Raw genomic sequence first — 23,586 nt, 5'->3', positions numbered from 1 at the left:
CTCATGAGGGTCGCGCGCACCGATCGGGCCTGAAGCAGCGGCCGTGGAGAGGAAGGCGGGCCGGAAACGACGTGAAGGAGCGACCGCGAGGGGGCGGATGCGGCCGCTCCTTCCAGATGCGGGGCGTTCTGCAAGAGAGAACGCCCCGCATCTGTGAGGACGCCCCGGCAGCGCGCCGGGGCGAACCGGGAAAGGGATGTCGCGTCAGAGCTGGCCCGGCTCGGCCAGGCAGGTGGCGCAGGGCGACGCCGGGTCGAGGCGGGTCCAGGCGAGCAGGCCGGCCCAGCCGGCGAGGGCGAAGAGCAGGAGCGCGATCGCTGAGAGCGGCACCCGCCGCGGCAGCAGCGGGCGGGCGGTCTCCACCGGCGGCGCATGCAGGTCGAGGCCGTTCGGCAGGCGGGTGAACCCGGGCCGGCGCGGCGCGGTATTGCGGGACAGACACATCACCGTGCGGGCCATGGCGCGCTCCTTGAAGGCGACGCCCGCTTCGTACTAATAACTGACCAGGCAGTCAATAAGGTGCGAGATGGCAGTGGCAGGACAGCGCCGGCGGCGCAAGGAGGAGCGGCCCGGCGAGATCGTCGAGGCGGCGTTCGAGGAATTCGCCCGCGCGGGCTTCGCCGCGACGAAGCTCGACGACGTGGCGGCCCGCGCCGGGATCACCAAGGGCACGATCTACCTGTACTTCCCGAGCAAGGAGGACCTGTTCCTCGCCACGGTGCGGGAGATGAACCGGCCGTCGCAGGAGAACCTGGCGGCGCTCACCGCCGCTCCGCAGGGTTCCGCGATGGCGATCCTGCGCACCCATTTCGCCTTCGTGTACGCGCAGATGGTCGAGGACCGGCGCGCCCGCGAGATTCTGCGGATGCTGATGGCCGAGGTGAGCCGCTTCCCCGACCTCGCCGATCGCTGGCGCGCCGAGGTGATCGGCCCGGCGGTGGAGAACCTGCGGCGCGTGGTTCGGTACGGGATCGAGCGGGGCGAGTTCCGCCCCTCCGCCGCAGAGGAGTTCCCCCACCTGCTCTTCGCCCCCGTCATCATGGCCTGCACCTGGCGGCTGATGTTCGGCGACGACCACGCCCTCGACGGCGCGGCTTATCTGGAGGGGCACCTGGATTTGATGGAGCGGGGGCTGGCGCAGGGGGAGGGGTGAGGGGGGCTCCATCGGAACCACCCCCTCACCCTTGCTCCGGCTGCGCTCACTTCATCGACGACAGGGTCGATGAAGTCCTCTCCCCGTCGGCGGGGACAGGAGGAACCCGCGCCTCTTCATTCTCCGGACAGCTCTGCATGCTCGGAACAAGCAATACGCGAGAGATCGCCCCTCACTCCGCCGCCGTCGCCATCGCGGTTTCCGGATTGCGGAACCGCGCGAGCAGCGCCGCCTCCTCCGCCTTTACCGCCGCGAGGTTCTTCGCCTTGACCGGTCCGTAGCCGCGAATGCGCTGGGGCAGGCCGGCGAGGCCGACCGCCGCGGCGTGGTTCGCCGGCGTCAGGTCGCGGGCGACCTCCGCCATCAGGGCCTCGAAGTCCCGCACCAGGCGCCGTTCGTCGCGCCGCTCCTGCGTGTAGCCGAACGGGTCGAAGGCCGTGCCGCGCAAGGGTTTCATCCGGGCCAGCACGCGGAAGGCCTTCATCATCCAGGGCCCGAAGGTCATCTTGCGCGGCCGGCCGGTCGCCGGGTCGCGGCGGGCGAGGAGCGGCGGCGCGAGGTGGAACTCGTAGCGCAGGTTCCCATCCTCGAAGGTGCGCGCCACCTGCGCCTGGAAGCTGCCGTCGGTGTAGAGCCGGGCGACCTCGTACTCGTCCTTGTAGGCCATGAGCCGGAACAGCGAGCGGGCGGCGGCCTCGGTCAGCGCCGACTGGCCGGGCACGAGTGCCGCCTCCCGCGTCCGCAGGGCCGAGACGGCAACCGCGTAGCGCGCGGCGTAAGCCGCATCCTGGTAGGCGGTGAGGAAGGCGACGCGCTTGGCGATCACGCCGTCGAGGTCCGGCGCCAGGTCCGGAGCAGGGGCCTCGACCACCCGCATCGTCTCGGGCGCGGCCGCCGCGCGGCGGCCCCAGGCGAAGGCCGCGAGATTCATCGCCACCGCCTCGCGGTTCAGCTCGATCGCCTTGAGGAGGGCCGCCCGCGACAGCGGCACGCGCCCGCGCTGCCAGGCATAGCCCAGCATGAACATGTTGGCGGCGAGCGCATTGCCGAGCGCCGAGACCGCGAGGCTCGTCGCGTCGGTGAAGTCGGCGTGCTCGGCGCCGGCGGCCTCGCGGATCGCCCGCTTGATCCGCTCGGCCGGCAGGGAGAAGTCGGGCCGGCGGGTGAACTCGCCCGGCATCACCTCGGCAGTGTTGACGACGAGGTGGGTGCGGCCCTTCGCGATCGCCGACAGCACCTTGCGGTTGCCGCTGACCACGAGGTCGCAGCCCAGCACCAGGTCGGCCGCGCCGGCACCGACCCGGATGGCGTGGATGTCCTCCTGGCTTTTGGCGAGGCGCACGTGGCTGAACACCGCACCGCCTTTCTGGGCGAGGCCGGCCATGTCGATCATGCCGAGGCCCTTGCCCTCGAGATGCGCCGCCATGCCGAGGATCGCCCCGATCGTCACCACCCCGGTGCCGCCGACGCCGGTGACGATCAGGTTGTAGGTGCCGGCGATCTCCGGGATCGCGGGCTCGGGGATGCCCGCATCCGGCGCCTCGGTGCTCGCCGTCGCCGGGAGTCCGGCCGGCATGCTGCGCGGCTTGGCGCCGTGCACCGTCACGAAGGACGGGCAGAAGCCCTTCACGCAGGAGAAGTCCTTGTTGCAGCCCGACTGGTCGATGCGGCGCTTGCGGCCGAACTCGGTCTCGACCGGCTGCACCGCGACGCAGTTCGACTGGACCGAGCAGTCGCCGCAGCCCTCGCAGACCAGCTCGTTGATGATCACCCGCCTGTCGGGATCCGGATACGCGTTGCGCTTGCGCCGGCGGCGCTTCTCCGAGGCGCAGGTCTGGTCGTAGATCATCACCGAGACGCCCGGCACGCCGGCCAGCTCCCGCTGCACCGCGTCCAGCTCGTCGCGGTGGTGGATGGTGAGCCCGTGCGGCCAGTGGATCGTCGACGGGTACTTGTCCGGCTCGTCGGTGACGAGAGCGATGCGCTCGACGCCCTCCGCCCGCACCTGCGCGGCGATGCGGTCGACGGTGAGCCCGCCCTCGTGCGGCTGGCCGCCGGTCATCGCCACGGCGTCGTTGAACAGGATCTTGTAGGTGATGGTGGTGCCGGTATCGACCGCCCAGCGGAGCGCCAGCGACCCCGAATGGTTGTAGGTGCCGTCGCCGAGGTTCTGGAACACGTGGCCGCGCTTGGAGAAGCTGTTCTCCCCGATCCAGTTCGCGCCCTCGCCGCCCATCTGGGTGAAGCCGTCGGTGCCGCGGTCCATCCATTGCGCCATGTAGTGGCAGCCGATGCCCGCATAGGCCCGCATGCCCTCCGGCACCTTGGTCGAGGAATTGTGCGGGCAGCCGGCGCAGAAATGCGGGATCCGGGCCGCGATGTCGGCGGTTGCGGCCAGCCGCTCCTGCGCTCCCTTGAGGCGGGCGACGCGCCCCGCGAGGTCGTCGTTGCGATGGTAGCGCAGCAGGCGCTCGCCGAGCGCCACCGCGATGTCGTTCGGGTCGAGGGCGCCCTTCACCGGGAAGAGCCACTGGCCCTCCTCGTCGCGCTTGCCGATGCAGACCGGCTGGTGGCTCGACCCGTACAGCTCCTCGCGCAGCTGCACCTCGATCAGCGAGCGCTTCTCCTCCACCACCATGACGAGGTCGAGGCCGTCCGCGAAGGCCGCGAGCTCGCGCCGCGACAAAGGCCACGGGCAGGCGACCTTGTAGAGGCGAAGCCCCATGTCGTTGGCCTTGACCTCGTCGAGGCCGAGATCGTCCAGCGCCTGGCGCACGTCGAGATAGGACTTGCCGACCGTGATGACGCCGACCTTCGGCTGGCGCCCGCCCGAGAGCACGATCCGGTTGAGGTTGTTGGCGCGCACGAAGGCCAGCATCGCGTCGCGCTTGAAGTCCTGGAGGCGGGCCTCCTGTTCCAGGATGCCGTCCGGCGTGCGGATGTTGAGCCCGCCCGGCGGCATCAGGAAGTCATCGGGCAGGACGATCTTCACGCGGTCGAGGCGGGCATCGACGCTCGCGGTCGATTCGATGTTCTCCTTCACGCACTTGAAGGCGATCCAGGTGCCGCAGTAGCGGCTCATCGCGTAGCCGTAGAGGCCGTAATCGAGGATCTCCTGCACCCCGGCCGGGTTCAGGATCGGCGACATGACGTCGACGAAGTGGAACTCCGACTGGTGCGCGACGGTGGAGGATTCCGCCGTGTGATCGTCGCCCATCAGCGCCAGCACGCCGCCGTGGCGCGAGGTGCCGGCCATGTTGGCGTGGCGAAACACGTCGCCGGAGCGGTCGACGCCCGGGCCCTTGCCGTACCAGAGGCCGAACACGCCGTCGTAGCGGCCCTCGCCGCGGATCTCGGCCTGCTGCGCGCCCCAGATCGCGGTGGCGGCCAGCTCCTCGTTGAGGCCGGGCTGGAAGACGATGCCGGCCTGATCCAGCACCTTCTTGGCCCGTACCAGGTTCTGGTCGAGCCCGCCGATCGGCGAGCCGCGATAGCCGGAGACGAAGCCCGCGGTGTTGAGCCCCGCCGCCCGGTCGCGGGCCTGCTGCATCAGCAGCATCCGGATCACCGCCTGGGTGCCGGTCACGAAGACCTGATCGCGGGAGAGGTCGTACTTGTCGTCGAGGCTGACCGACCGAAGGGACGGGGGGGTCGCAGGGCCCATCGCGTGTTCCTCCTCCTCGCGCGGTGGGGGCCGGTTCCTCCGGCCTCTCGGGACCACGCTGATTAAGTCAGGAATGCTGACATTTCTGGGAGCGGCCGTCAACGCGGGCTGGAGGCATTCCAATCACCCCAACCTTGCCGGTTTCCCGCTTTCGCGGCATCACCGCTCACCCCAGCGGGCATCTGCGCCCGCTCTGCACGGATGGCCCCCGCGATGATCCGCCCCGATATCCTCGCCGCGATCGGCGGCACGCCCTTGATCCGCCTCAAGCGCGCCTCGGAGGAGACCGGCTGCACCATCCTGGGCAAGGCCGAGTTCATGAATCCAGGCCAGTCGGTGAAGGACCGCGCCGCCCTGTTCATGGTCGAGGCCGCGGAGCGCGCCGGAACCTTGCGGCCGGGCGGCACCATCGTCGAGGGTACGGCGGGCAATACCGGCATCGGGCTCGCCATGGTCGGCGCGGCGCGGGGCTATCGCACCGTGATCGTGATCCCGGAGACCCAGTCGGCGGAGAAGAAGCAGGCCCTGCGGCTGGCCGGGGCCGACCTCGTCGAGGTGCCGGCGGTGCCTTTCGCCAACCCGAACAACTACGTGAAGGTGGCTCGCCGCCTCGCCGAGCGCCTGGCCGCGACCGAGCCCGGCGGCGCCTTCTTCGCCGACCAGTTCGACAACCTCGCCAACCGCGAGGCCCACATCGCCACGACCGGCCCGGAGATCTGGGAGGCGACCGGGGGCCAGGTCGACGGCTTCATCTGCGCGGCAGGCACCGGCGGCACGCTCGCCGGCATCGGGGCGGCGCTCCGCGCCCGCAACCCGGCGGTCACGATCGGGCTCGCCGATCCCGACGGCTCGGCGCTCCATCCCTTCTACGCCACCGGCGCGCTCAAGGCCTCGGGCAACTCGATCACCGAGGGTATCGGCCAGGGCCGCATCACCGGCAACCTTGAGGGCTTCCGGCCGGACGTGTCCTACGCCATCCCGGATGCGGAAGCGCTCCCGCTGGTCTTCGGCCTGCTGGAGGAGGAGGGCCTGTGCCTCGGCGGCTCGTCCGGCATCAACGTCGCGGGAGCGATCCGGCTCGCCCGCCATCTCGGCCCCGGCCACACCGTCGTGACGATCCTGTGCGATTACGGCACCCGCTACGCCTCGAAGCTGTTCGACCCCGGCTTCCTGCGCGCCCGCGACCTGCCGGTGCCGCACTGGCTCGAGAGCCCGCGGGCGATCGATCCGGGGCTGGTCGCCTGAGCTCCCACGACATTTTCCTGTCTTTTCACCGGCCAAGATTTCAGGCTGCTGTAACTGAGGTGAGACGGTGAGGAGCGGTCGCTCTGGTCGTCCCTCCGCGCCGGATCGGCGCCCTCCGCCGGCCCGCGCGCCGGTTTCGACGACCGGTGCAGGCGATAACGCCGGGACTTGAGCCCGGCTGATCCTGGGCATCCGGCCGCACAGCATTCCATAACACCGGCCGGCCGGTGTCGAATGCCGGGGCCGGGCGCCGTTCCTGCTGCCGACAACTCCTGTTCGTCCATCCAACGAAGACTGTATTGCTTGCCCATTTTCATGGCGTGTCGCAAGCAAAGGCCTATCCGGATCGTGGTCGATCGTGACATTAACGACTTGTTAACCTTGGTTGTCCAGCTTTTCCCTGTCGCAAGAACAAATACGCCCGGGGGCCCTCGTCACAGGAGGAAAAGCAGCATGGCGCCAGCGACCACACTCGCGGAGGCCGAGCGCAAGCTCGTCATCGAGACGCTCATCCGTTGCCGCGGCAACCGCACCCACGCCGCCAAGATGCTCGGCGTCTCGGTCCGCACGGTCCGCAACCGGATCGCGGAGTACAAGAGGATCGGCGTCTGCCTGCCGATCTACCGCGACGTCGTCTGGTCCGACTGGCCGGAAGGGGAGTTCTCGCCGGATGAGGCCGGGATGCTGACGGCGCCGGCGGGAGTGGGGGGCTGAGGGGCTTCCATAATATCCGGGCCGGCGCCCGGATCCAGGTCAGCGCGATACCCGATCTCATACCCTCCGGGTCATTCCGGGGCCGCGAAGGCGAGGCCCGGAATCCAGACACGCAGGTCGGGACGACTGAGGCGGTACGTCGTCCGCTTCATCCTGCACCATCAGCGCATCTGGATTCCGGGCTCCGCTTCCACGGCTCCGGAATGACGCGGCGGATGTCATGACCGCCGAGTCAAACGATCCTCAGATCTCGCTCCGCCGCAGCAGGTAATCCAACCCGCCCACCCGGTACCACCGATAGCCGTAGCCCTCCATCAACACGCGGTGCCGGCCGTCGTCGTCGGCCAGGCTGCGCTGGCCGGTGAGGAGGTCGATCAGGTTGCGGCCGTCACCGTCGAGGCCAGTGGCGAAGGTGACCTCCTTCGGTTCAGCCGCGAGGTTGTGCAGGCAGAGGACCGAGTTGTTGCGCCAGTCGTAGCGCAGGGCGAGGATGCTCGGATCGCCGGTCTCGAGGGCGGTGAAGTCGCCCCAGCCGATCTCCGGCACCTCCTTGCGCATGCGGATGATCCGCTCCATCCAGTTGAGGAGCGATTCCGGCGCGCAGCGCTGCGCCGCCGCGTTGACGTGCGAGTAGGCGTAAGCGCCCGAGTGGATCGGCGGCGATTCGGGCGTGTCGCTCAGCGTGAAGCCGCCCTGGGGCTCGGGCGACCATTGCATCGGCGTGCGGGCGCAGTCGCGCTCCGGCAGCGAGAGGTCGTCGCCCATGCCGATCTCGTCGCCGTAGCGCAGGACCGGCGTGCCCGGCAGGGTGAACATCAGGCTGTAGGCGAGCTCGATCCGGCGCCGGTCGCCGCCGAGCATCGGCGCGAGGCGTCGGCGGATGCCGCGGCCGTAGAGCTGCATGTCGGGCTCGGGCCCGAAGGCCTGGAACACGGTCTGGCGCTGCTTCTCGGTCAGCCGGCCGAGGTCGAGCTCGTCGTGGTTGCGCAGGAAGATCGCCCACTGGCCCGAGGGCGGCCGGTTCCAGGTCTTCTGCAGCGCCTTCGCCAGCGGGCGCGCATCGGCCGAGGCCAGGGCGTAGAACAAGGCCTGGTTGACCTGGAAGTTGAACATCATGTGCATGCGGTCGGCGTCGTCGCCGAAATAATCGAGGTCCTGGCGCGGCAGGATGTTGGCCTCGGCCAGGATGATCGCGTCGCCCTGGCGCCATTGCAGGAACTCGCGAAAGAGCCGCAGGAGCTCGAACTGCTCGCGCGGCTCCCCTGTGACCTCCGGCCCCTTCTCGGCGATCACGAACGGCACCGCGTCCATCCGGAAGCCCGACACGCCGAGCTGGATCCAGAATCCCATGATCTTCAGGATCTCGGCCTGGACGTGTGGGTTGGCGGTGTTGAGGTCGGGCTGGAAGTCGTAGAAGCGGTGGAAGTACCAGGCCTTGGCGTCCTTGTCGTAGCTCCAGGTGCTCCTCTGCACGCCCGGGAACACCATGCCCTGGTCGGCGTGCGGCGGCTTGGTCTTCGACCAGACGTACCAGTCGCGGGTGCGGGCATTGGGGTCGGAGCGGGCGGCCTGGAACCAGGGATGCTGGTCGGAGGTGTGGTTGACCACGAGATCGATCAGCACCCGCATGCCGCGCTGCTTGGCGGCATGGGTGAAGGCCACGAAGTCGCCGAGCGTGCCGTAGCGCGGATCGACGCCGTAGTAATCGGCCACGTCGTAGCCGTGGTCGCGGTTCGGCGAGGGCTGGAACGGGTGCAGCCAGATCGCCGTCACCCCGAGGCCGAGCAGATAATCGAGGCGCCGCTCCAGCCCCTCGAAGTCGCCGATGCCGTCGCCGTTGGCATCCATGAAGGAGCCGACCGAGAGGCAGTAGATCACCGCGTTCTTGTACCAGAGGTCCTCGATCACCCCGGCTCTCCTTCGCCCCCGACCACTCGGGCCTGAAAAAAACACCTAGGGCAGACGTGCTCCAAGCGTAGCTTTGGCGCATGGATGGGCAGGGTGATGCCTGAGGGTGCAGGGTTGATGCCAAAAAACAGGCGATCGGCTCCGAAATCCGGCTCATGCCCACAATTTGAGCCTGAATCCCCGGGAACCTTTTCGAAAATCCCTGTGGCACGGGCTTTGCGGAATGGCGTGCGGCCGTAGCGGCCCAGGGAGACGATGAACATGACGTGGAAGGGTTGGCTCTCGCGCGCCACGGTCGCGGGCGGGTTGGCGCTCGGCACGCTGGCGAGCACGGTCGCCTCGGCGCAGGAGACCATCAAGGTCGGCATCCTGCACTCGCTCTCGGGCACGATGGCGATCTCCGAGACGACGCTCAAAGACGTCATGCTGATGCTCATCGAGGAGCAGAACAAGAAGGGCGGCGTCCTCGGCAAGAAGCTCGAGGCGGTGGTGGTCGATCCGGCCTCGAACTGGCCGCTCTTCGCCGAGAAGGCCCGCGAGCTGATCGCGAAGGACAAGGTCTCGGCGGTGTTCGGCTGCTGGACCAGCGTGTCGCGCAAGTCGGTGCTACCGGTCTTCAAGGAGCTCAACAACATCCTGTTCTACCCCGTCCAGTACGAGGGCGAGGAGAGCGAGCGCAACGTGTTCTACACCGGCGCAGCGCCGAACCAGCAGGCGATCCCGGCGGTCGACTACTTGATGTCGGAGGACGGCGGCAGCGTGAAGCGGTGGGTGCTGGAGGGCACGGACTACGTCTACCCGCGCACCACCAACAAGATCCTCGAAGCCTACCTCAAGTCCAAGGGGGTCAAGGACGAGGACATCATGATCAACTACACCCCGTTCGGCTTCTCGGACTGGCAGACGGAGGTGTCGAAGATCAAGGCGTTCGGCTCGGCCGGCAAGAAAACCGCGGTGGTCTCGACCGTCAACGGTGACGCCAACGTGCCGTTCTACAAGGAACTCGGCAACCAGGGCATCAAGGCGACCGACATCCCGGTGATGGCGTTCTCGGTCGGCGAGGAGGAGCTGGCTGGCATCGACACCAAGCCGCTCGTCGGGCACCTCGCCGCGTGGAACTACTTCGAGTCGGTCAAGACTCCGGAGAACGAGGCGTTCATCAAGCGCTGGCAGGCGTTCAAGAAGAACCCCAAGGCCGTCACCAACGACCCGATGGAGGCGAGCTACATCGGCTTCAACATGTGGGTGAAGGCGGTCGAGAAGGCCGGCACCACCGATCCGGACAAGGTGATCGACGCGCTGCCCGGTATCGAGCAGGCGAACCTCACCGGCGGTACCGCCAAGATGCTGACCAACCACCACATCACCAAGCCGGTCTTCATCGGCGAGATCGAGGCGAACGGCCAGTTCGACGTGGTGTGGAAGACCAAGGAGCTCATCCCCGGCGAGGCGTGGTCGAAGCAGCTCGAAGGCTCGAAGGACCTCGAGGCCGACTGGGTGCAGCTCAAGTGCGGCAACTACAACACCAAGACGAAGAAGTGCGGCGGCGCTTAAAGCGCGTGACGCCAAGGCTCCTCCCCGGACGGGGAGGGGCCACGAGGGGATGCCTCCAGGCTCCCCTTTCCCGGACGACTGCAGCGAAGCGGAAGGAGATCCGGGATCCAGCACAAGAACTCGCGAAGCGTCCGCCTGTCTGCAACGTTGCTGCGTTCAGAGCCGCTTCGCGGCGAGTCTTACGGCTGGATCCCGGATCTCCTTCCGCTGACTCTGCAGTCGTCCGGGAAAGGGGTGGGTGCCCGAAACGATGGGTGCCACCACCTCGACCGCCTCGCATGTTTCTACACCTCGGACATCTCTGAATGCGCCGCTGCCTCGTCCTTCTCCTCGTCGCCTGGTGCACCGCCTGGGCCCTTTCGGCCGCGGCGCAGACCGGGCCCGACGCCGCCTATGCGCGGCTCGCCAGCGACAGCTATTCCGACATCGAGGCCGGCATCGCCGCGCTCGCCACCAGCGGCGATTCGAAGGCCGGTGCGGTCCTGCGCGCGCTCGCCGACAACCGCCTGCTCTACCGCCCGGACGACAAGGTACTGGCGATCAAGGACGGCGCGACCGTCACCGATGCCCGCACCGGCGCGGCGATGAGCCTGGACGGCTTGAAGCCCGTGCGGGTCAACAACCGGGTGCGGCGCGCCATCGACGCGGCGCTCGGCACCTTGAATCTCCTCGCCCCCGACGCCGCCACCCGCCGCAAAGCCGCCGACGCGGTGTTCAAGGCCCGCGACGCCGCCGCCCTCCCGGCCCTCGACGCGGCGCTCGCCCGCGAGGCGGATGCGGGCGTGAAGCGCAGCCTGCAGGAGGCCCGCGCCGCGGCGCTGCTGGCGAAGCCCGGCGCCTCCGAGATCGACCGGCTCGCGGCCGTCGACACGATCCAGGGCCGCGGCGACAGCGAGGCGCTGGGGATCCTGCGCGGTCTCTCGGCCGATCCCGCCCAGAGCGTGCGCGACGCCGCCGCCCGCGGCGTCTCCGCGATCGAGACCCGCCAGGCGCTGATGGCGAACGTGCAGAACGCCTGGTACGGCGTGTCCCTCGGCTCGGTGCTGCTCCTCGCCGCCATCGGCCTTGCCATCACTTTCGGGGTGATGGGCATCATCAACATGGCCCACGGCGAGATGGTGATGCTCGGCGCCTATACCACCTACCTGGTGCAGGAACTGATCCGCCAGAAGGCCCCCGGCCTGTTCGACTGGTCGCTGCCGATCGCGATCCCGCTCGCCTTCCTGGTCGCCGGCGCCGTCGGCATCCTGATCGAGCGCAGCGTCATCCGCCACCTCTACGGCCGGCCGCTCGAGACCCTGCTCGCCACCTGGGGCATCAGCCTGATCCTGCAGCAGGCGGTGCGCTCGGTCTTCGGGCCGACCAACCGCGAGGTCGGCGCGCCGTCCTACATGTCCGGCGCCTTCGACCTGTTCGGCCTCTCGATCACCTGGGGCCGGCTGTGGATCGTGGTGTTCGCGATGGCCGTCTTCGTCGCCCTCAACCTGATCCTGAAGGCGACCTCGTTCGGCCTGAAGACCCGTGCCGTCACCCAGAACCGCCGCATGGCCGCCGCCATGGGCATCCGCACCCCCTGGATCGACGCCTTCACCTTCGGCCTCGGCTCGGGCATCGCCGGCGTGGCGGGCGTGGCTTTGTCGCAGATCGACAACGTCTCGCCCAATCTCGGCCAGGGCTACATCATCGATTCGTTCCTGGTCGTGGTGTTCGGCGGCGTCGGCAACCTGTGGGGCACGCTGGTGGCGGCGCTGACGCTCGGCGTCGCCAACAAGTTCCTCGAGCCCTACGCGGGCGCGGTGCTCGGCAAGATCCTGCTCCTCGTCTTCATCATCCTGTTCATCCAGAAGCGGCCGCGCGGCCTGTTCGCGCTCAAGGGCCGGGCGGTGGAGGCCTGACCATGCTCGTCTCCCGCATCGACAAGCCCGGCTGGATCTTCCTCGGCGTGCTGGCGCTGGCCTGCCTCGTGGTTCCGGCCCTCAACCTCCTCACCGCGCCGGGATCGGCGCTGCACGTGCCGACCTACGCCGTCTCGCTGATGGGCAAGTACCTCGCCTATGCGATCCTGGCGCTCAGCCTCGACCTCGTCTGGGGCTATTGCGGCATCCTCTCGCTCGGCCACGGCGCGTTCTTCGCGCTCGGCGGCTACGCGATGGGCATGTACCTGATGCGCCAGATCGGGCCGCGCGGCGTCTACGGCAACCCGATCCTGCCCGACTTCATGGTGTTCCTGAACTACAAGTCGCTGCCGTGGTACTGGCACGGCTTCGACTGGTTTCCCTTCGCCGCCGTGATGGTGCTGCTGGTGCCCGGCATCCTCGCCTTCGTGTTCGGCTGGCTCGCCTTCCGCTCGCGGGTGACCGGCGTCTACCTGTCGATCATCACCCAGGCGATGACCTTCGCGCTGATGCTCGCCTTCTTCCGCAACGACATGGGGTTGGGGGGCAACAACGGGCTGACCGACTTCAAGGACATCCTCGGCTTCAACGTCCAGGCGCAAGGCACCCGCGTCGCCCTGTTCGTCCTGACCGCATTGGCGTTAGGCCTCGCCTACCTCGTCGCCCGGTTCATGACGACCTCGGCCTTCGGCAAGGTGCTGATCGCGATCCGCGACGCGGAATCGCGCACCCGCTTCCTCGGCTACCGCACGGCGCACTACAAGGTCCTGGCCTTCACGGTCTCGGCGATGATGGCGGGGGTGGCCGGTGCCCTCTACGTGCCGCAGGTCGGCATCATCAACCCGTCCGAATTCGCCCCCGCCAACTCGATCGAGGCGGTGATCTGGGTCGCGGTCGGCGGCCGCGGCACCCTCGTCGGCGCGGCGCTCGGCGCGGTGCTGGTCAACTACGCCAAGACGCTGCTCACCGGCGCGATGCCGGATGCCTGGCTGTTCGCGCTGGGCGCCCTCTTCGTCGTCGTCACCCTGTTCCTGCCCAAGGGCATCCTCGGCACCCTGACCGAGCGGCTCGGCTCGCGCCGCGCCAAGGCCCGCCTGCCTGGCCCGAAGCCGGGCGACATTCCCCCTGCACTCGCCGAGGAGGGCCGCGGATCATGAGCGCGGCGATGGCTCTGCCCGTTTCCGACCCGGTGCACGAGAAGCGCCTCACCCAGGCCCTGCTCTACGTCGACGACATCAAGGTCACCTTCGACGGCTACCGGGCCCTGCGCGGCCTGTCCCTGACCCTGATGCCCGGCGAGATGCGGGCGATCATCGGTCCGAACGGCGCCGGCAAGACCACGATGATGGATTGCATCACCGGCAAGACCCGGCCCGATACCGGCCAGGTGATCTATGACGGCGTGCACGACCTGACCCGGATGGACGAGGCGGCGATCGCCGAGCTCGGCATCGGCCGCAAGTTCCAGAAGCCGACGGTGTTCGAGAGCCAGTCCGTCGCCGACAACATCCTCTTGGCGCTGAAAGGCCCCCGCGCCGCGACCGCCTCGCTGTTCGGCTGGCGCAACCGGGTCGAGCGGGCGCAGATCGACGCGATCCTGGAGACCGTGGGTCTCATCGCCCACCGGGGACGGCCGGCGGCCGATCTCTCGCACGGCCAGAAGCAGTGGCTCGAGATCGGCATGCTGCTGGCGCAGGACCCCAAGCTCCTCCTCGTCGACGAGCCGGTCGCCGGCATGACCGATGCCGAGACCGAGGCGACCGCGACGCTCTTGCGCCGCATCGCCAAGGACCACGCGGTGATCGTGGTCGAGCACGACATGCACTTCGTGCGGGCGCTGCAGTGCCGCGTCACCTGCCTGCACGAGGGCGCGGTGCTGGCCGAGGGCTCGATCGATTCCGTCTCGGCCGACCCGCGGGTGGTCGAGGTCTATCTCGGCCGCTGAGGATTTTTTCCAGATATGCTCTCCGTCGAGACCATCGATCTCCATTACGGCGCGGCGCAGGCCCTGCGCGGCGTCTCACTCCAGGCCGAACTCGGTAAGGTCACGGCTGTGCTCGGCCGCAATGGCGTCGGCAAGACCTCCTTGATGCGCGCCATCGTGGGCCAGCAGCCGGTGTCGAAGGGCGCGGTCAAGCTCGACGGCCGCGACATCAGCCGGCTCGCCCCCTACGACCGCGCCCGCCAGGGCATCGCCTTCGTGCCGCAGGGCCGCGAGATCTTCCCGCTGCTGACCGTCAAGGAGAACCTCGAGACGGGCTTTGCGCCCTGCAAGCGGGCCGACCGCTACGTGCCGGCCGAGATCTACGACCTCTTCCCCGTTCTCAAGGACATGCTGGGGCGGCGCGGCGGCGACCTCTCGGGCGGCCAGCAGCAGCAGCTCGCCATCGGCCGCGCCCTGGTGACGCGTCCCCGCGTCCTCGTCCTCGACGAGCCGACCGAGGGCATCCAGCCCTCGATCATCAAGGATATCGGCCGGGCGATCGACTATCTCCGGGGCAGGGGCGATATGGCGATCGTGCTGGTCGAGCAGTATTTCGAATGGGCCCGCGACCTCTGCGACACCTACGCGGTGATGGATCGCGGCCAGGTGGTCGAGGCGGGGCCGCGCTCCGGCATGGTCGAGGCGCAGGTCAGGCGCTGGCTGTCGGTGTAAATCCTCACGCCAATCCCCGCTCCAGGGCCGCCAGGAACACCCGCAGCTTCGGCGGCGCGTAGCGCGCCGTCGGGTAGAGGGCCCAGATCGACAGGTCCTGCGGCTCGGCGTCGGTGAGGTCGACGCTGGCGAGACGCCCCGCCGCCAGCTCGTCCTTCACGTCCCAGTAGGACAGGAGCGCGAGGCCGAGCCCGCGCCGGCAGGCCTCGTGCACCCCCTCGATGCTGCTCGACGAGAAGCGTCCGTCGATCCGGACGTTGCGGGAAGCGGTGCCGGAGCGGAACGGCCAGTGCGTCACCCCGGTGAGGCGCACGCAATCGTGGTGCGCGAGATCGGCGAGGGTGACCGGCACGGCCCGCTCGGCGAGATAGGCCGGGCTCGCGCAGAGCAGGCGCGGGTTGGGCGCGAGCCGCCGGGCGATCAGCCCGGAATCCCGCAGCGGTGCGATCCGGATCGCGACGTCGAACCCCTCGCCGACGATGTCGACCACCGCGTCGGTCAGCTGGAGGTCGATCCGCAGGCCCGGGTTGGCGGCGAGCAGGTCCGGCATCAGCGGCACCACCACCTTGCGCCCGAAGGCCGCCGGCGCGGTTGCCCGCAGGAGGCCGGTGGCGCAGACCTGGCCGGGGGCGAGGGCGGCGCGGGCGGCCTCCTCGGCCTCCAGCATCGCCTGGGCGTAGGGCAGCAGCGCCTCGCCCTCCGTGGTGAGCGAGACCGAGCGGGTGGTGCGGTGCAGAAGGCGCGCGCCGCAATCCCGCTCCAGGGCGGCGAGGCGGCGCGAGGCCGCCATCGGGGTCAGGCCGAGGCGGCGCGCCGCCGCCGAGAGGCTGCCGGCGCCCGCGGCCGCCGCCAGCACCGCGAGGTCGCGGGTCTCCATGGATTGTAACGCTTTCCGTTAAGACGGCTCCTCCGGCTCGGCACTACACCTCGGGCGCGCGATCGGCCATCTCGCCACCCTCCAAGCCCGGAGAACCATTCCCGTGTCGGCCCACGATCCCCTGTTTCAGCCTGTCCAGCTCGGCGCCCTGTCGCTCGCCCACCGCGTCGTGATGGCGCCGCTCACCCGCCTGCGCGCCCGCCGCCCCGGCGACGTGCCGGTGCCGCTGAACGCCACCTATTATGGTCAGCGCGCCAGCCGCGGCGGCCTGATCATCACCGAGGCGACCGACATCAGCGAGCAGGCCCGCGGCTATCCGGGCGCGCCGGGCCTCTACAGCGAGGAGCAGATCGCCGGCTGGCGCGGCGTCACCGGGGCGATTCACGCCCGCGGCGGGCTGGTCGCGGCGCAGATCTGGCACACCGGGCGCGTCTCGCACGCCTCGATGCAGCCCGGCGGCGCGAGTCCGGTCTCCTCCTCGGCCCGGCCTGTGACCGGCATGGGCCACATGGACGCCAGCGGCCGGCCGGTGCCGTTCGAGACGCCCCGGGCGCTCGAGGAATCCGAGATCCCCGGCATCGTCGCGGACTTCGCGCAGGCCGTGCGCAACGCCCGGGCCGCCGGCTTCGACGCGGTCGAGATCCACTCGGCGAACGGCTATTTGCTCGACCAGTTCCTGCAGGACGGCGTCAACGCCCGCACCGACCGCTACGGCGGCCCGATCGCCAACCGCGCGCGGCTGCTGCTCGAGGTGGTGGATGCCGCGACGAAGGCCTGGAGCGCGGACCGCATCGGCGTGCGGCTCTCGCCTTGGGGCAGCTTCAACGCCATGCGCGACAGCGATCCCGGCGCCCTGTTCGACCACGTCGCCGCCGCGCTCGGCACGCGGGGCCTCGCCTATCTCCACGTGGTCGAGCCCCGCGCCGACCAGAACAGCGACGTCAACGCCCTCGATCCTGACGCGCCCGACGCCGCGGCGCGGGTGAAGGCGGCCTTCGGCGGCAAGGTGATCTCGGCCGGCGGCTACGTGCGCGACACCGCCGACGCGGCGATCGCCGAGGGCCGGGCCGACGCCATCGCCTTCGGGCGCCTGTTCATCGCCAATCCCGACCTCCCCGAGCGCCTGCGGCAGGGCGCCCCGCTCAACCGCTACGACCGGGCAACGTTCTACGGCGGCGACGCGCGCGGCTACACCGACTACCCGGCGCTCGCCGGCTGAGGCCGCCCCGCCCGGCGCCTCTCCAGCCCGGAGAGCGGAAGCGCCGGGCGGGAAGTGCCGGGCGAACTCGCCGCCGACCACCTTGCATTTCGTGCAGTCCCGGATTATCTCCGCGACAACAGTTCTGTTCGTGGCTGATGAGGCTGCGGTGCGGGAGTGGGTCCCTCGGGGCCCGCTCTTTTTTATTGCCGCAAGCCTCCCCGGGCACGAGCCGAACGCCAGATTGCCTCCCTTCCAAGGGCCCCTCTCCCGGGGATTGCGCCACGGCACCGACCTCATGACCGACGTCCCAGACCTGAACCCGGCCGAGAAGCGCCTCATCACCGAGACCGGAATCGCCGCTCGCGTCGCGCAGATCATCGAGCCCGCGATCGAGGGCCTCGGCTTCCGCCTCGTGCGGGTGAAGGTCTCCAGCCAGAACGGCTGCACGGTGCAGATCATGGCCGAGCGGCCGGACGGCACCATGTCGGTCGACGAGTGCGAGACCGTCAGCCGCACGATCTCGCCGATCCTCGACGTCGACGACCCGATCGGCGGCGCCTACTACCTCGAGATCTCCTCGCCGGGGATCGACCGGCCGCTGGTGCGGGCGGGCGACTTCGCCCGCTGGGCGGGCTACGAGGCCAAGGTCGAGCTGGCGACGCCGCTGGACGGCCGCAAGCGCTTCCGCGGCATCATCCGGGCCCCGGAGGGCGACACGGTCCGCATCGACCTGCCCGACGCCAAGGAGGGCACCCCGTCCTCCTACGACCTGGCCTTGCGCGACATCGGCGAGGCCCACCTCGTCCTCACCGACGCCCTGGTGCGCGAATCCCTGCGGCGCGGCTCGGCCCCGCCGCAGGACGACGAGGAGGATGACGAGGACGAGGGCGGAAGCCCCTCCGTCACCCACTGAAAAACGCCCAGAGACCCGTAGCGAACCAAGAACAGGAAGGACTGATCCGATGGCCGTCGTCAGCGCCAACAGGCTCGAACTCCTCCAGATCGCCGAGGCGGTCGCCCGCGAGAAGGTGATCGACCGCTCGATCGTGCTCGGCGCCATGGAGGAGGCGATCGCCAAGGCCGCCCGCTCGCGCTACGGCGCCGAGACCGACGTGCATGCCGAGATCGATCCCCGCACCGGGGCGCTTCGCCTGTCGCGCCACCTCCTGGTGGTGGACGAGGTCGAGAACGACGCCCGCGAGATCGACCTCCCCTCGGCCCGCCGCCACAACCCGGCCGCCCAGGTCGGCGACGTGATCTCCGACACCCTGCCGCCGTTCGATTTCGGCCGCGTCGCCGCCCAGTCGGCCAAGCAGGTGATCGTCCAGAAGGTCCGCGACGCCGAGCGCGACCGCCAGTACGACGAGTACAAGGACCGCATCGGCGAGGTCGTCAACGGCCTGGTCAAGCGCGTCGAGTACGGCAATGTCATCGTCGATCTCGGCCGCGGCGAGGGCATCGTGCGCCGCGACGAATCGATCCCGCGCGAGACCTTCCGTCCCGGCGACCGCATCCGCGCCTACCTGTTCGACGTCCGCCGCGAGGTGCGCGGGCCGCAGATCTTCCTCTCGCGCTCGCACCCGCAATTCATGGCCAAGCTCTTCGGCCAGGAAGTGCCGGAGATCTACGACGGCATCGTCGAGGTGAAGGCGGTCGCCCGCGATCCGGGATCCCGCGCCAAGATCGCGGTGATCTCGCGCGATTCCTCGATCGACCCGGTCGGCGCCTGCGTCGGCATGCGCGGCTCCCGCGTCCAGGCGGTGGTCGGCGAGCTGCAGGGCGAGAAGATCGACATCATCCCGTGGTCGCAGGATCAGGCGACCTTCATCGTCAACGCGCTGCAGCCGGCCGAGGTGGTCAAGGTGGTGCTCGACGAGGAGGCCGACCGCATCGAGGTGGTGGTGCCTGACGACCAGCTGTCGCTCGCCATCGGCCGGCGCGGCCAGAACGTGCGGCTGGCCTCCCAGCTCACCGGCTGGGACATCGACATCCTGACCGAGGCCGAGGAGTCGGAGCGCCGGCAGAAGGAGTTCGTCGAGCGCACCAACACCTTCATGCAGGCCCTCGACGTCGACGAGACCGTGGGCCAGCTGCTGGCCGCGGAAGGCTTCCGCTCGGTCGAGGAGATCGCCTATGTCGAGCCGGCGGAGCTCGCCAACATCCAAGGCCTCGACGAGGAGACCGGCGCCGAGATCCAGGCCCGCGCCCTCGACTACCTCAACCGCATAGAGGCCGAGAACGACGCCCGCCGCATCGAGCTCGGCGTCGCCGACGAGCTGCGCGAGATCGACGGCATCACGACTCCGATGATGGTCGCGCTCGGCGAGAACGACGTGAAGACCGTCGAGGACCTTGCCGGCTGCGCCACCGACGACCTCGTCGGCTACACGGAAGGCCGCGGGCCCGAGGCGGTGCGCCATGCCGGCTACCTCGACGGGTTCGAGCTCTCCCGCGCTGAGGCCGAGGCGATGATCATGGCCGCCCGCGTCCATGCCGGCTGGGTCGAGGCACCCCCGCCGGAGGAGGCGCAGGACGGCGAAGGGTCCGAGGGTGACGAGGGCCAGGAATCCGAGGCTGAGGAATCCGGGACCGAGCACGCCGAGGGTGAGGAGCCCGAGACCGTGCCGGTCGAGGAGGGCGCCGTGAAGGCCACCGAGGGCCAGCCGACCTGAGGCCGGCGAGCGGGATGAGCGCGACCATGCAGGATGAGCAGCCCCAGGATGCGGATGCGCTGCCGCCGGACGTCCTCGACGCCGGCGCCGGGCGTGGCCGCGCCAACGCGGAGCGCACCTGCCTGGTCACGCGCGAGGCGGGCAACCCCGATCGGATGATCCGCTTCGCCCTCGGCCCCGACAACCAGGTGGTGCCGGACCTGCGCGCCCGGCTTCCCGGCCGCGGCGCCTGGGTCACCGCGACCCGGGCGGCGGTGTCGGAGGCGGTGAGGAAGCGCCTGTTCCAGCGCGCCTTCCGGCAGAAGGAAGCCCGCGTCGCGCCCGATCTCGTCGATGTGATCGAGGCGGGGTTGCGTGACGACCTGCGTCAGGGTTTCTCGCTCGCCAACAAGGCGGGCTGCGTCGTCACCGGCTTCACCAAGGTGGAGAGCGCGGTGGACAGCCCGACGGGGATCGCGGCCCTGGTGCACGCCAGCGATGCGAGCCCAGATGGGCGCCGCAAGCTCGCCCAGGCATTGCGAAGGCGCTACGGCGATGCCATATCGAGGATCCCGGTCATCGACGACCTGTCCGGTGAAGAATTGGACATGGCCTTGGGCCGGGATCATGTGATACACGCTGCCCTCGTCGCGGGAGCCGGCACTGCCGGCTTGCTCGCGCGTTGGCGTCGGCTCCACGTCTTCCGCGGCGGGACGGCGACGTCGGGACGCGCCGGAACGGAGCCCCCGGGCTCCGACGCGGCGCTCCCGGACGCTGTCCAGGATGGTGGAACATCGCTGCGGACCGGCCCCCCGGAGGCCGGTGGTTGAGTGAATCGAATGGGATCGGCCCGGTTGGTGGGTGCGCTCCCGGGAACACGATGGGAGGCGGCCACCGGGAGGCCGGGTCCCGGGACGGACGAGAACCCCCAGGGTCTGAACTGAATGAGTGAGACGAAGAATCCGGGCGACAAGACGTTGCATGCCGGTCCCTCCAAGACGCTGTCGATGAAGCGTCCGATCGAGCAGGGCACGGTGCGCCAGAGCTTCTCCCATGGCCGCTCGAAGTCGGTCGTGGTCGAGACGGTGAAACGTCGCCCCGGCGGCGCGCCGGCCCCGGCCGCGCCGAAGGACGCCGCACCGAGCCAGGCGCGCTCTGCTCCCCAGGGGCAGGGTCGTCCGGGCGCGTCGCGCCAGGATCGCCCGGGCGCCGCGCGCTCCGGCGTCGTGCTGCGCACCCTGAGCGATCAGGAGCAGAGCGCCCGCATGGCCGCCCTCGTCGACGCCAAGCGTCGCGAGGAGGAGGAGCGGCGCCGTGCCGCCGAGGAGGCGCAGCGCCGCGCCGAGCGCGAGGCCGCCGAGATTCGCGAGCGCGAGGCCGCCGAGGCCCGCAAGCGCGAGGAGGAGGAGCGCCGCCGCCAGGAGGACGCGCGCAAGCGCCGTGCCGCCGAGGAGGCCGAGCGCCGCGCCCAGGAGGATGCGGCCCGCGCCGCCGCCGCCACGGCCCCCGCTCCCGCCGCCGCCGCTCCGGCCGCCCCCGCGGCGCCGGCCCCTGCCCCGCGTCCGGCCGCCGCGGCTCCGGCTGCCGCCCGTCCGGCTTCTGCCGCGGGCGTCGCCCGCCCGGCCGCTCCTGCCGGCGCCGCGCGTCCCGCCGCCCCGGCGGGCGCGCGTCCGGGGGCTCCTGCCGGCGCCCGTCCGGCGACTCCGGGCATCACCCGTCCGAGCGCCCCGGCCGAGCCGCGCCGCGTGCTGACGGCCGATGCCCGCAAGCCGCGCGACCTGAACTTCATGGCTCGCCCGGCGCCGAAGCCGGAGCCCGAGCCCGCCAAGCCCGAGCAGCCGAATGCGGCCAAGGCCGCCGCTGCGGCCAAGCCCGCGACGGGTGCCGGCGCGACGGCGCGCCCCGCCACTGGCCGTCCGGCCGCGGCGGAAGAGGAGGCCGAGACCAAGCGGGTCATCCGCCGTCCCGGCATGCCGCTCAAGGTCATCACCCCGCCCAAGACGCCAAAGTCGCCGGGCGGAGACCGCAACCGCGGGCGCCTGACCATCGCGACGGCGACCTCGGGCGAGGACGAGCGCACCCGCTCGCTCGCGTCGTTCCGCCGCCGCAACCAGCGCCTGACCGGCCACCGCCAGGTGGAGCAGAAGGAGAAGCTGGCCCGCGAGGTGGTCATCCCGGAGACGATCACCATCCAGGAGCTCGCCAACCGGATGAGCGAGCGGGCGGTCGACGTCATCCGCATGCTGATGAAGCAGGGCCAGATCCACAAGATCACCGACGTGATCGACTCGGATACCGCCCAGCTCATCGCGGAAGAACTCGGCCACACCGTGCGCCGCGTCGCGGAGTCGGACGTCGAGGAGGGTCTGTTCGACGAGCCCGATACCGACGAGGACACCCAGCCGCGTCCGCCGGTCGTGACCATCATGGGCCACGTCGACCACGGCAAGACCTCGCTGCTCGACGCGATCCGCAACGCCAACGTCGTCTCCGGCGAGGCGGGCGGCATCACGCAGCATATCGGCGCCTATCAGGTGACCTCGCCCTCCGGCGGCAAGATCACCTTCATCGACACCCCCGGCCACGCCGCCTTCACCTCCATGCGCGCCCGCGGCGCCAGGGTGACGGACATCGTGGTGCTGGTGGTGGCGGCCGATGACGGCGTCATGCCGCAGACGATCGAGGCGATCTCCCACGCCAAGGCGGCCGAGGTGCCGCTGATCGTGGCGATCAACAAGATCGACAAGCCCGACGCGAACCCGCAGCGGGTCCGCACCGAGCTGCTGCAGCACGACATCCAGGTCGAGTCGATGGGCGGCGAGACCCTCGAGTTCGAGGTCTCGGCCAAGACCAAGGAAGGTCTCGACGAGCTTCTGGAGGGTCTTGCCCTCCAGGCCGAGATCCTGGACCTGCGCGCCAATCCGGAGCGGTCGGCCGAGGGTACGGTGATCGAGGCGAAGCTCGACCGCGGCCGCGGCCCGGTGGCGACGGTGCTCGTCGAGCGCGGCACCCTGCATACCGGCGACATCATCGTGGCGGGCGCCGAGTGGGGCCGCGTGCGCGCCCTCGTCGACGATGCTGGCCGGAACGCCAAGGAGGCGGCTCCGTCGGTGCCGGTCGAGGTGCTGGGCTTCAACGGCACGCCGGAGGCGGGCGACCGCGTCGCGGTGGTCGAAAACGAGGCCCGGGCCCGCGAGGTCACCGAGTACCGTGCCCGCGTGAAGCGCGAGCGCGCGGCGGCCACCGGCAGCGGTGCCGGCCGGACGCTGATGGACATGATGCGCGACCTCAAGGAGGGCGCCGGGCGCAAGGAGTTCCCGCTCGTCATCAAGGGCGACGTGCAGGGCTCGGTCGAGGCCATCGCAGGCTCGCTCGAGAAGCTCGGCAACGACGAGGTGGCGGCCCGCATCCTGCACACGGGCGTCGGCGGCATCACCGAGTCGGACATCACGCTCGCCCAGGCTTCCGGTGCGGTCGTGGTCGGCTTCAACGTCCGCGCCCACAAGGAGGCTCGCGAGGCCGCCGAGCGGGCGGGCGTCGAGATCCGCTACTACAACATCATCTACGACCTCGTGGATGACGTGAAGGCGGCGATGTCGGGCCTGCTTCCGCCGACGCTCCGCGAGGAGCGCCTGGGCGAGGCGCGCATCCTCGAGATCTTCAACGTCTCGAAGGTGGGCAAGATCGCCGGTTGCCGGGTCGAGGACGGCCGGGTCGAGCGCGGCGCCCATGTCCGCCTCATCCGCGACAACGTGGTGGTGCACGAGGGCAAGCTCTCGCAGCTCAAGCGCTTCAAAGACGACGCCAAGGAAGTGGCGGCCGGTCAGGAATGCGGCATGGCCTTCGAGAACTACCAGGACATGCGTCCGCGCGACGTGATCGAGTGCTACATCGTGCACGAAGAGCGCCGTACGCTCTGACGCGTAGCCCGCTGCCATCGGCCGTCCGCCGTCATGGCGGCGGCCCACGAGGAAACCGCGAGCCCGGGACGCCAGCGTCCCGGGCTCGTCGGTTCATAAGATGACAGCCGCGAGGGCCCAGAGGCCAGATGGCCGCCCCGCGGCCCGG

16 protein-coding genes and 1 pseudogene are annotated in these 23,586 nt (G+C 70.1%); 13 read left to right on the top strand and 4 right to left on the bottom strand.

From position 1 onward, the window contains the following. Window positions 1-204: 204 nt before the first annotated feature. Entirely contained in the window at window positions 205-459 is a 255-nt protein-coding gene (locus MFF64_RS24880) for a hypothetical protein (protein ID WP_099907911.1), read from the bottom strand. A 67-nt stretch (window positions 460-526) separates the two neighbouring features. Here MFF64_RS24880 and MFF64_RS24875 point away from each other — a divergent pair, with 67 nt between their 5' ends. Further along, complete coding sequence (locus MFF64_RS24875) at window positions 527-1,153, top strand: TetR/AcrR family transcriptional regulator (protein WP_099907912.1); 627 nt, start codon at window positions 527-529, stop codon at window positions 1,151-1,153. 172 nt (window positions 1,154-1,325) lie between these two features. On the opposite strand, the gene MFF64_RS24870 is transcribed toward MFF64_RS24875, so the two are convergent. Then, on the bottom strand, window positions 1,326-4,817 hold the full coding sequence (locus MFF64_RS24870) for an indolepyruvate ferredoxin oxidoreductase family protein (RefSeq protein WP_099907914.1): 3,492 nt from the start codon (window positions 4,815-4,817) through the stop codon (window positions 1,326-1,328). Between the two features lie 213 nt (window positions 4,818-5,030). Here MFF64_RS24870 and MFF64_RS24865 point away from each other — a divergent pair, with 213 nt between their 5' ends. Together MFF64_RS24865 and MFF64_RS24860 are read left to right on the top strand one after the other, a co-directional pair. Beyond that, a complete protein-coding gene (locus MFF64_RS24865) occupies window positions 5,031-6,062 on the top strand; it encodes a cysteine synthase A (protein WP_238192699.1) in 1,032 nt (343 codons plus the stop codon). Window positions 6,063-6,515: 453 nt separating this feature from the next. Continuing rightward, window positions 6,516-6,776: a helix-turn-helix domain-containing protein gene (locus MFF64_RS24860; RefSeq protein ID WP_099901265.1), complete on the top strand. Its 261-nt coding sequence runs from the start codon at window positions 6,516-6,518 to the stop codon at window positions 6,774-6,776. A gap of 243 nt (window positions 6,777-7,019) precedes the next feature. Here MFF64_RS24860 and MFF64_RS24855 read toward each other — a convergent pair whose 3' ends face one another. Beyond that, window positions 7,020-8,684 (bottom strand): alpha-amylase family protein, encoded by a 1,665-nt coding sequence (locus tag MFF64_RS24855; RefSeq protein ID WP_238192698.1) that lies wholly within the window; start codon window positions 8,682-8,684, stop codon window positions 7,020-7,022. A gap of 261 nt (window positions 8,685-8,945) precedes the next feature. Between MFF64_RS24855 and urtA the strand changes: the two genes are divergently transcribed. The 5 genes from urtA (at window position 8,946) to urtE (ending at window position 14,789) form a co-directional block, all read left to right on the top strand. After that, window positions 8,946-10,238: an urea ABC transporter substrate-binding protein gene (gene urtA, locus MFF64_RS24850; RefSeq protein ID WP_099899809.1), complete on the top strand. Its 1,293-nt coding sequence runs from the start codon at window positions 8,946-8,948 to the stop codon at window positions 10,236-10,238. A 305-nt stretch (window positions 10,239-10,543) separates the two neighbouring features. Continuing rightward, entirely contained in the window at window positions 10,544-12,133 is a 1,590-nt protein-coding gene (urtB, locus tag MFF64_RS24845) for an urea ABC transporter permease subunit UrtB (RefSeq protein ID WP_099899805.1), read from the top strand. Window positions 12,134-12,135: 2 nt separating this feature from the next. Then, window positions 12,136-13,290: an urea ABC transporter permease subunit UrtC gene (gene urtC, locus MFF64_RS24840; protein WP_099899803.1), complete on the top strand. Its 1,155-nt coding sequence runs from the start codon at window positions 12,136-12,138 to the stop codon at window positions 13,288-13,290. After that, on the top strand, window positions 13,287-14,078 hold the full coding sequence (gene urtD, locus MFF64_RS24835; protein ID WP_099899801.1) for an urea ABC transporter ATP-binding protein UrtD: 792 nt from the start codon (window positions 13,287-13,289) through the stop codon (window positions 14,076-14,078). The genes urtC and urtD overlap by 4 nt, the downstream gene beginning before the upstream one ends. A 15-nt stretch (window positions 14,079-14,093) precedes the next feature. Continuing rightward, complete coding sequence (gene urtE, locus MFF64_RS24830; RefSeq protein ID WP_099899799.1) at window positions 14,094-14,789, top strand: urea ABC transporter ATP-binding subunit UrtE; 696 nt, start codon at window positions 14,094-14,096, stop codon at window positions 14,787-14,789. Between the two features lie 4 nt (window positions 14,790-14,793). Here urtE and MFF64_RS24825 read toward each other — a convergent pair whose 3' ends face one another. Continuing rightward, window positions 14,794-15,666 (bottom strand): LysR family transcriptional regulator, encoded by an 873-nt coding sequence (locus MFF64_RS24825; protein ID WP_238192696.1) that lies wholly within the window; start codon window positions 15,664-15,666, stop codon window positions 14,794-14,796. A 103-nt stretch (window positions 15,667-15,769) separates the two neighbouring features. Between MFF64_RS24825 and MFF64_RS24820 the strand changes: the two genes are divergently transcribed. The 5 genes and pseudogenes from MFF64_RS24820 to infB all read left to right on the top strand — a co-directional run bounded on the left by MFF64_RS24820 (window position 15,770) and on the right by infB (window position 23,438). Further along, entirely contained in the window at window positions 15,770-16,885 is a 1,116-nt protein-coding gene (locus tag MFF64_RS24820) for an alkene reductase (RefSeq protein ID WP_238192695.1), read from the top strand. Window positions 16,886-17,162: 277 nt separating this feature from the next. Further along, window positions 17,163-17,756 (top strand): annotated as a pseudogene (rimP, locus tag MFF64_RS24815) (ribosome maturation factor RimP); the annotation flags it as partial. Window positions 17,757-17,829: 73 nt separating this feature from the next. Further along, window positions 17,830-19,539 carry a transcription termination factor NusA gene (nusA, locus tag MFF64_RS24810; RefSeq protein ID WP_099908444.1) on the top strand — a complete coding sequence of 570 codons (1,710 nt, stop codon included), beginning with the start codon at window positions 17,830-17,832 and terminating at the stop codon, window positions 19,537-19,539. Between the two features lie 14 nt (window positions 19,540-19,553). Then, the gene (locus tag MFF64_RS24805) at window positions 19,554-20,348 is read left to right on the top strand and encodes an RNA-binding protein (RefSeq protein ID WP_099908442.1); all 795 of its coding nucleotides are present in this window, start codon (window positions 19,554-19,556) and stop codon (window positions 20,346-20,348) included. Between the two features lie 114 nt (window positions 20,349-20,462). Continuing rightward, window positions 20,463-23,438: a translation initiation factor IF-2 gene (infB, locus tag MFF64_RS24800; protein WP_099908440.1), complete on the top strand. Its 2,976-nt coding sequence runs from the start codon at window positions 20,463-20,465 to the stop codon at window positions 23,436-23,438. Window positions 23,439-23,586 lie beyond the last annotated feature (148 nt).

Origin of the sequence: Methylobacterium frigidaeris (assembly GCF_022179185.1) — a bacterium.
Lineage (GTDB): Bacteria > Pseudomonadota > Alphaproteobacteria > Rhizobiales > Beijerinckiaceae > Methylobacterium > Methylobacterium frigidaeris.
The sequence above is the reverse complement of the archived record's forward strand: the minus strand, read 5'-3'. Positions and strand labels throughout refer to the sequence as shown.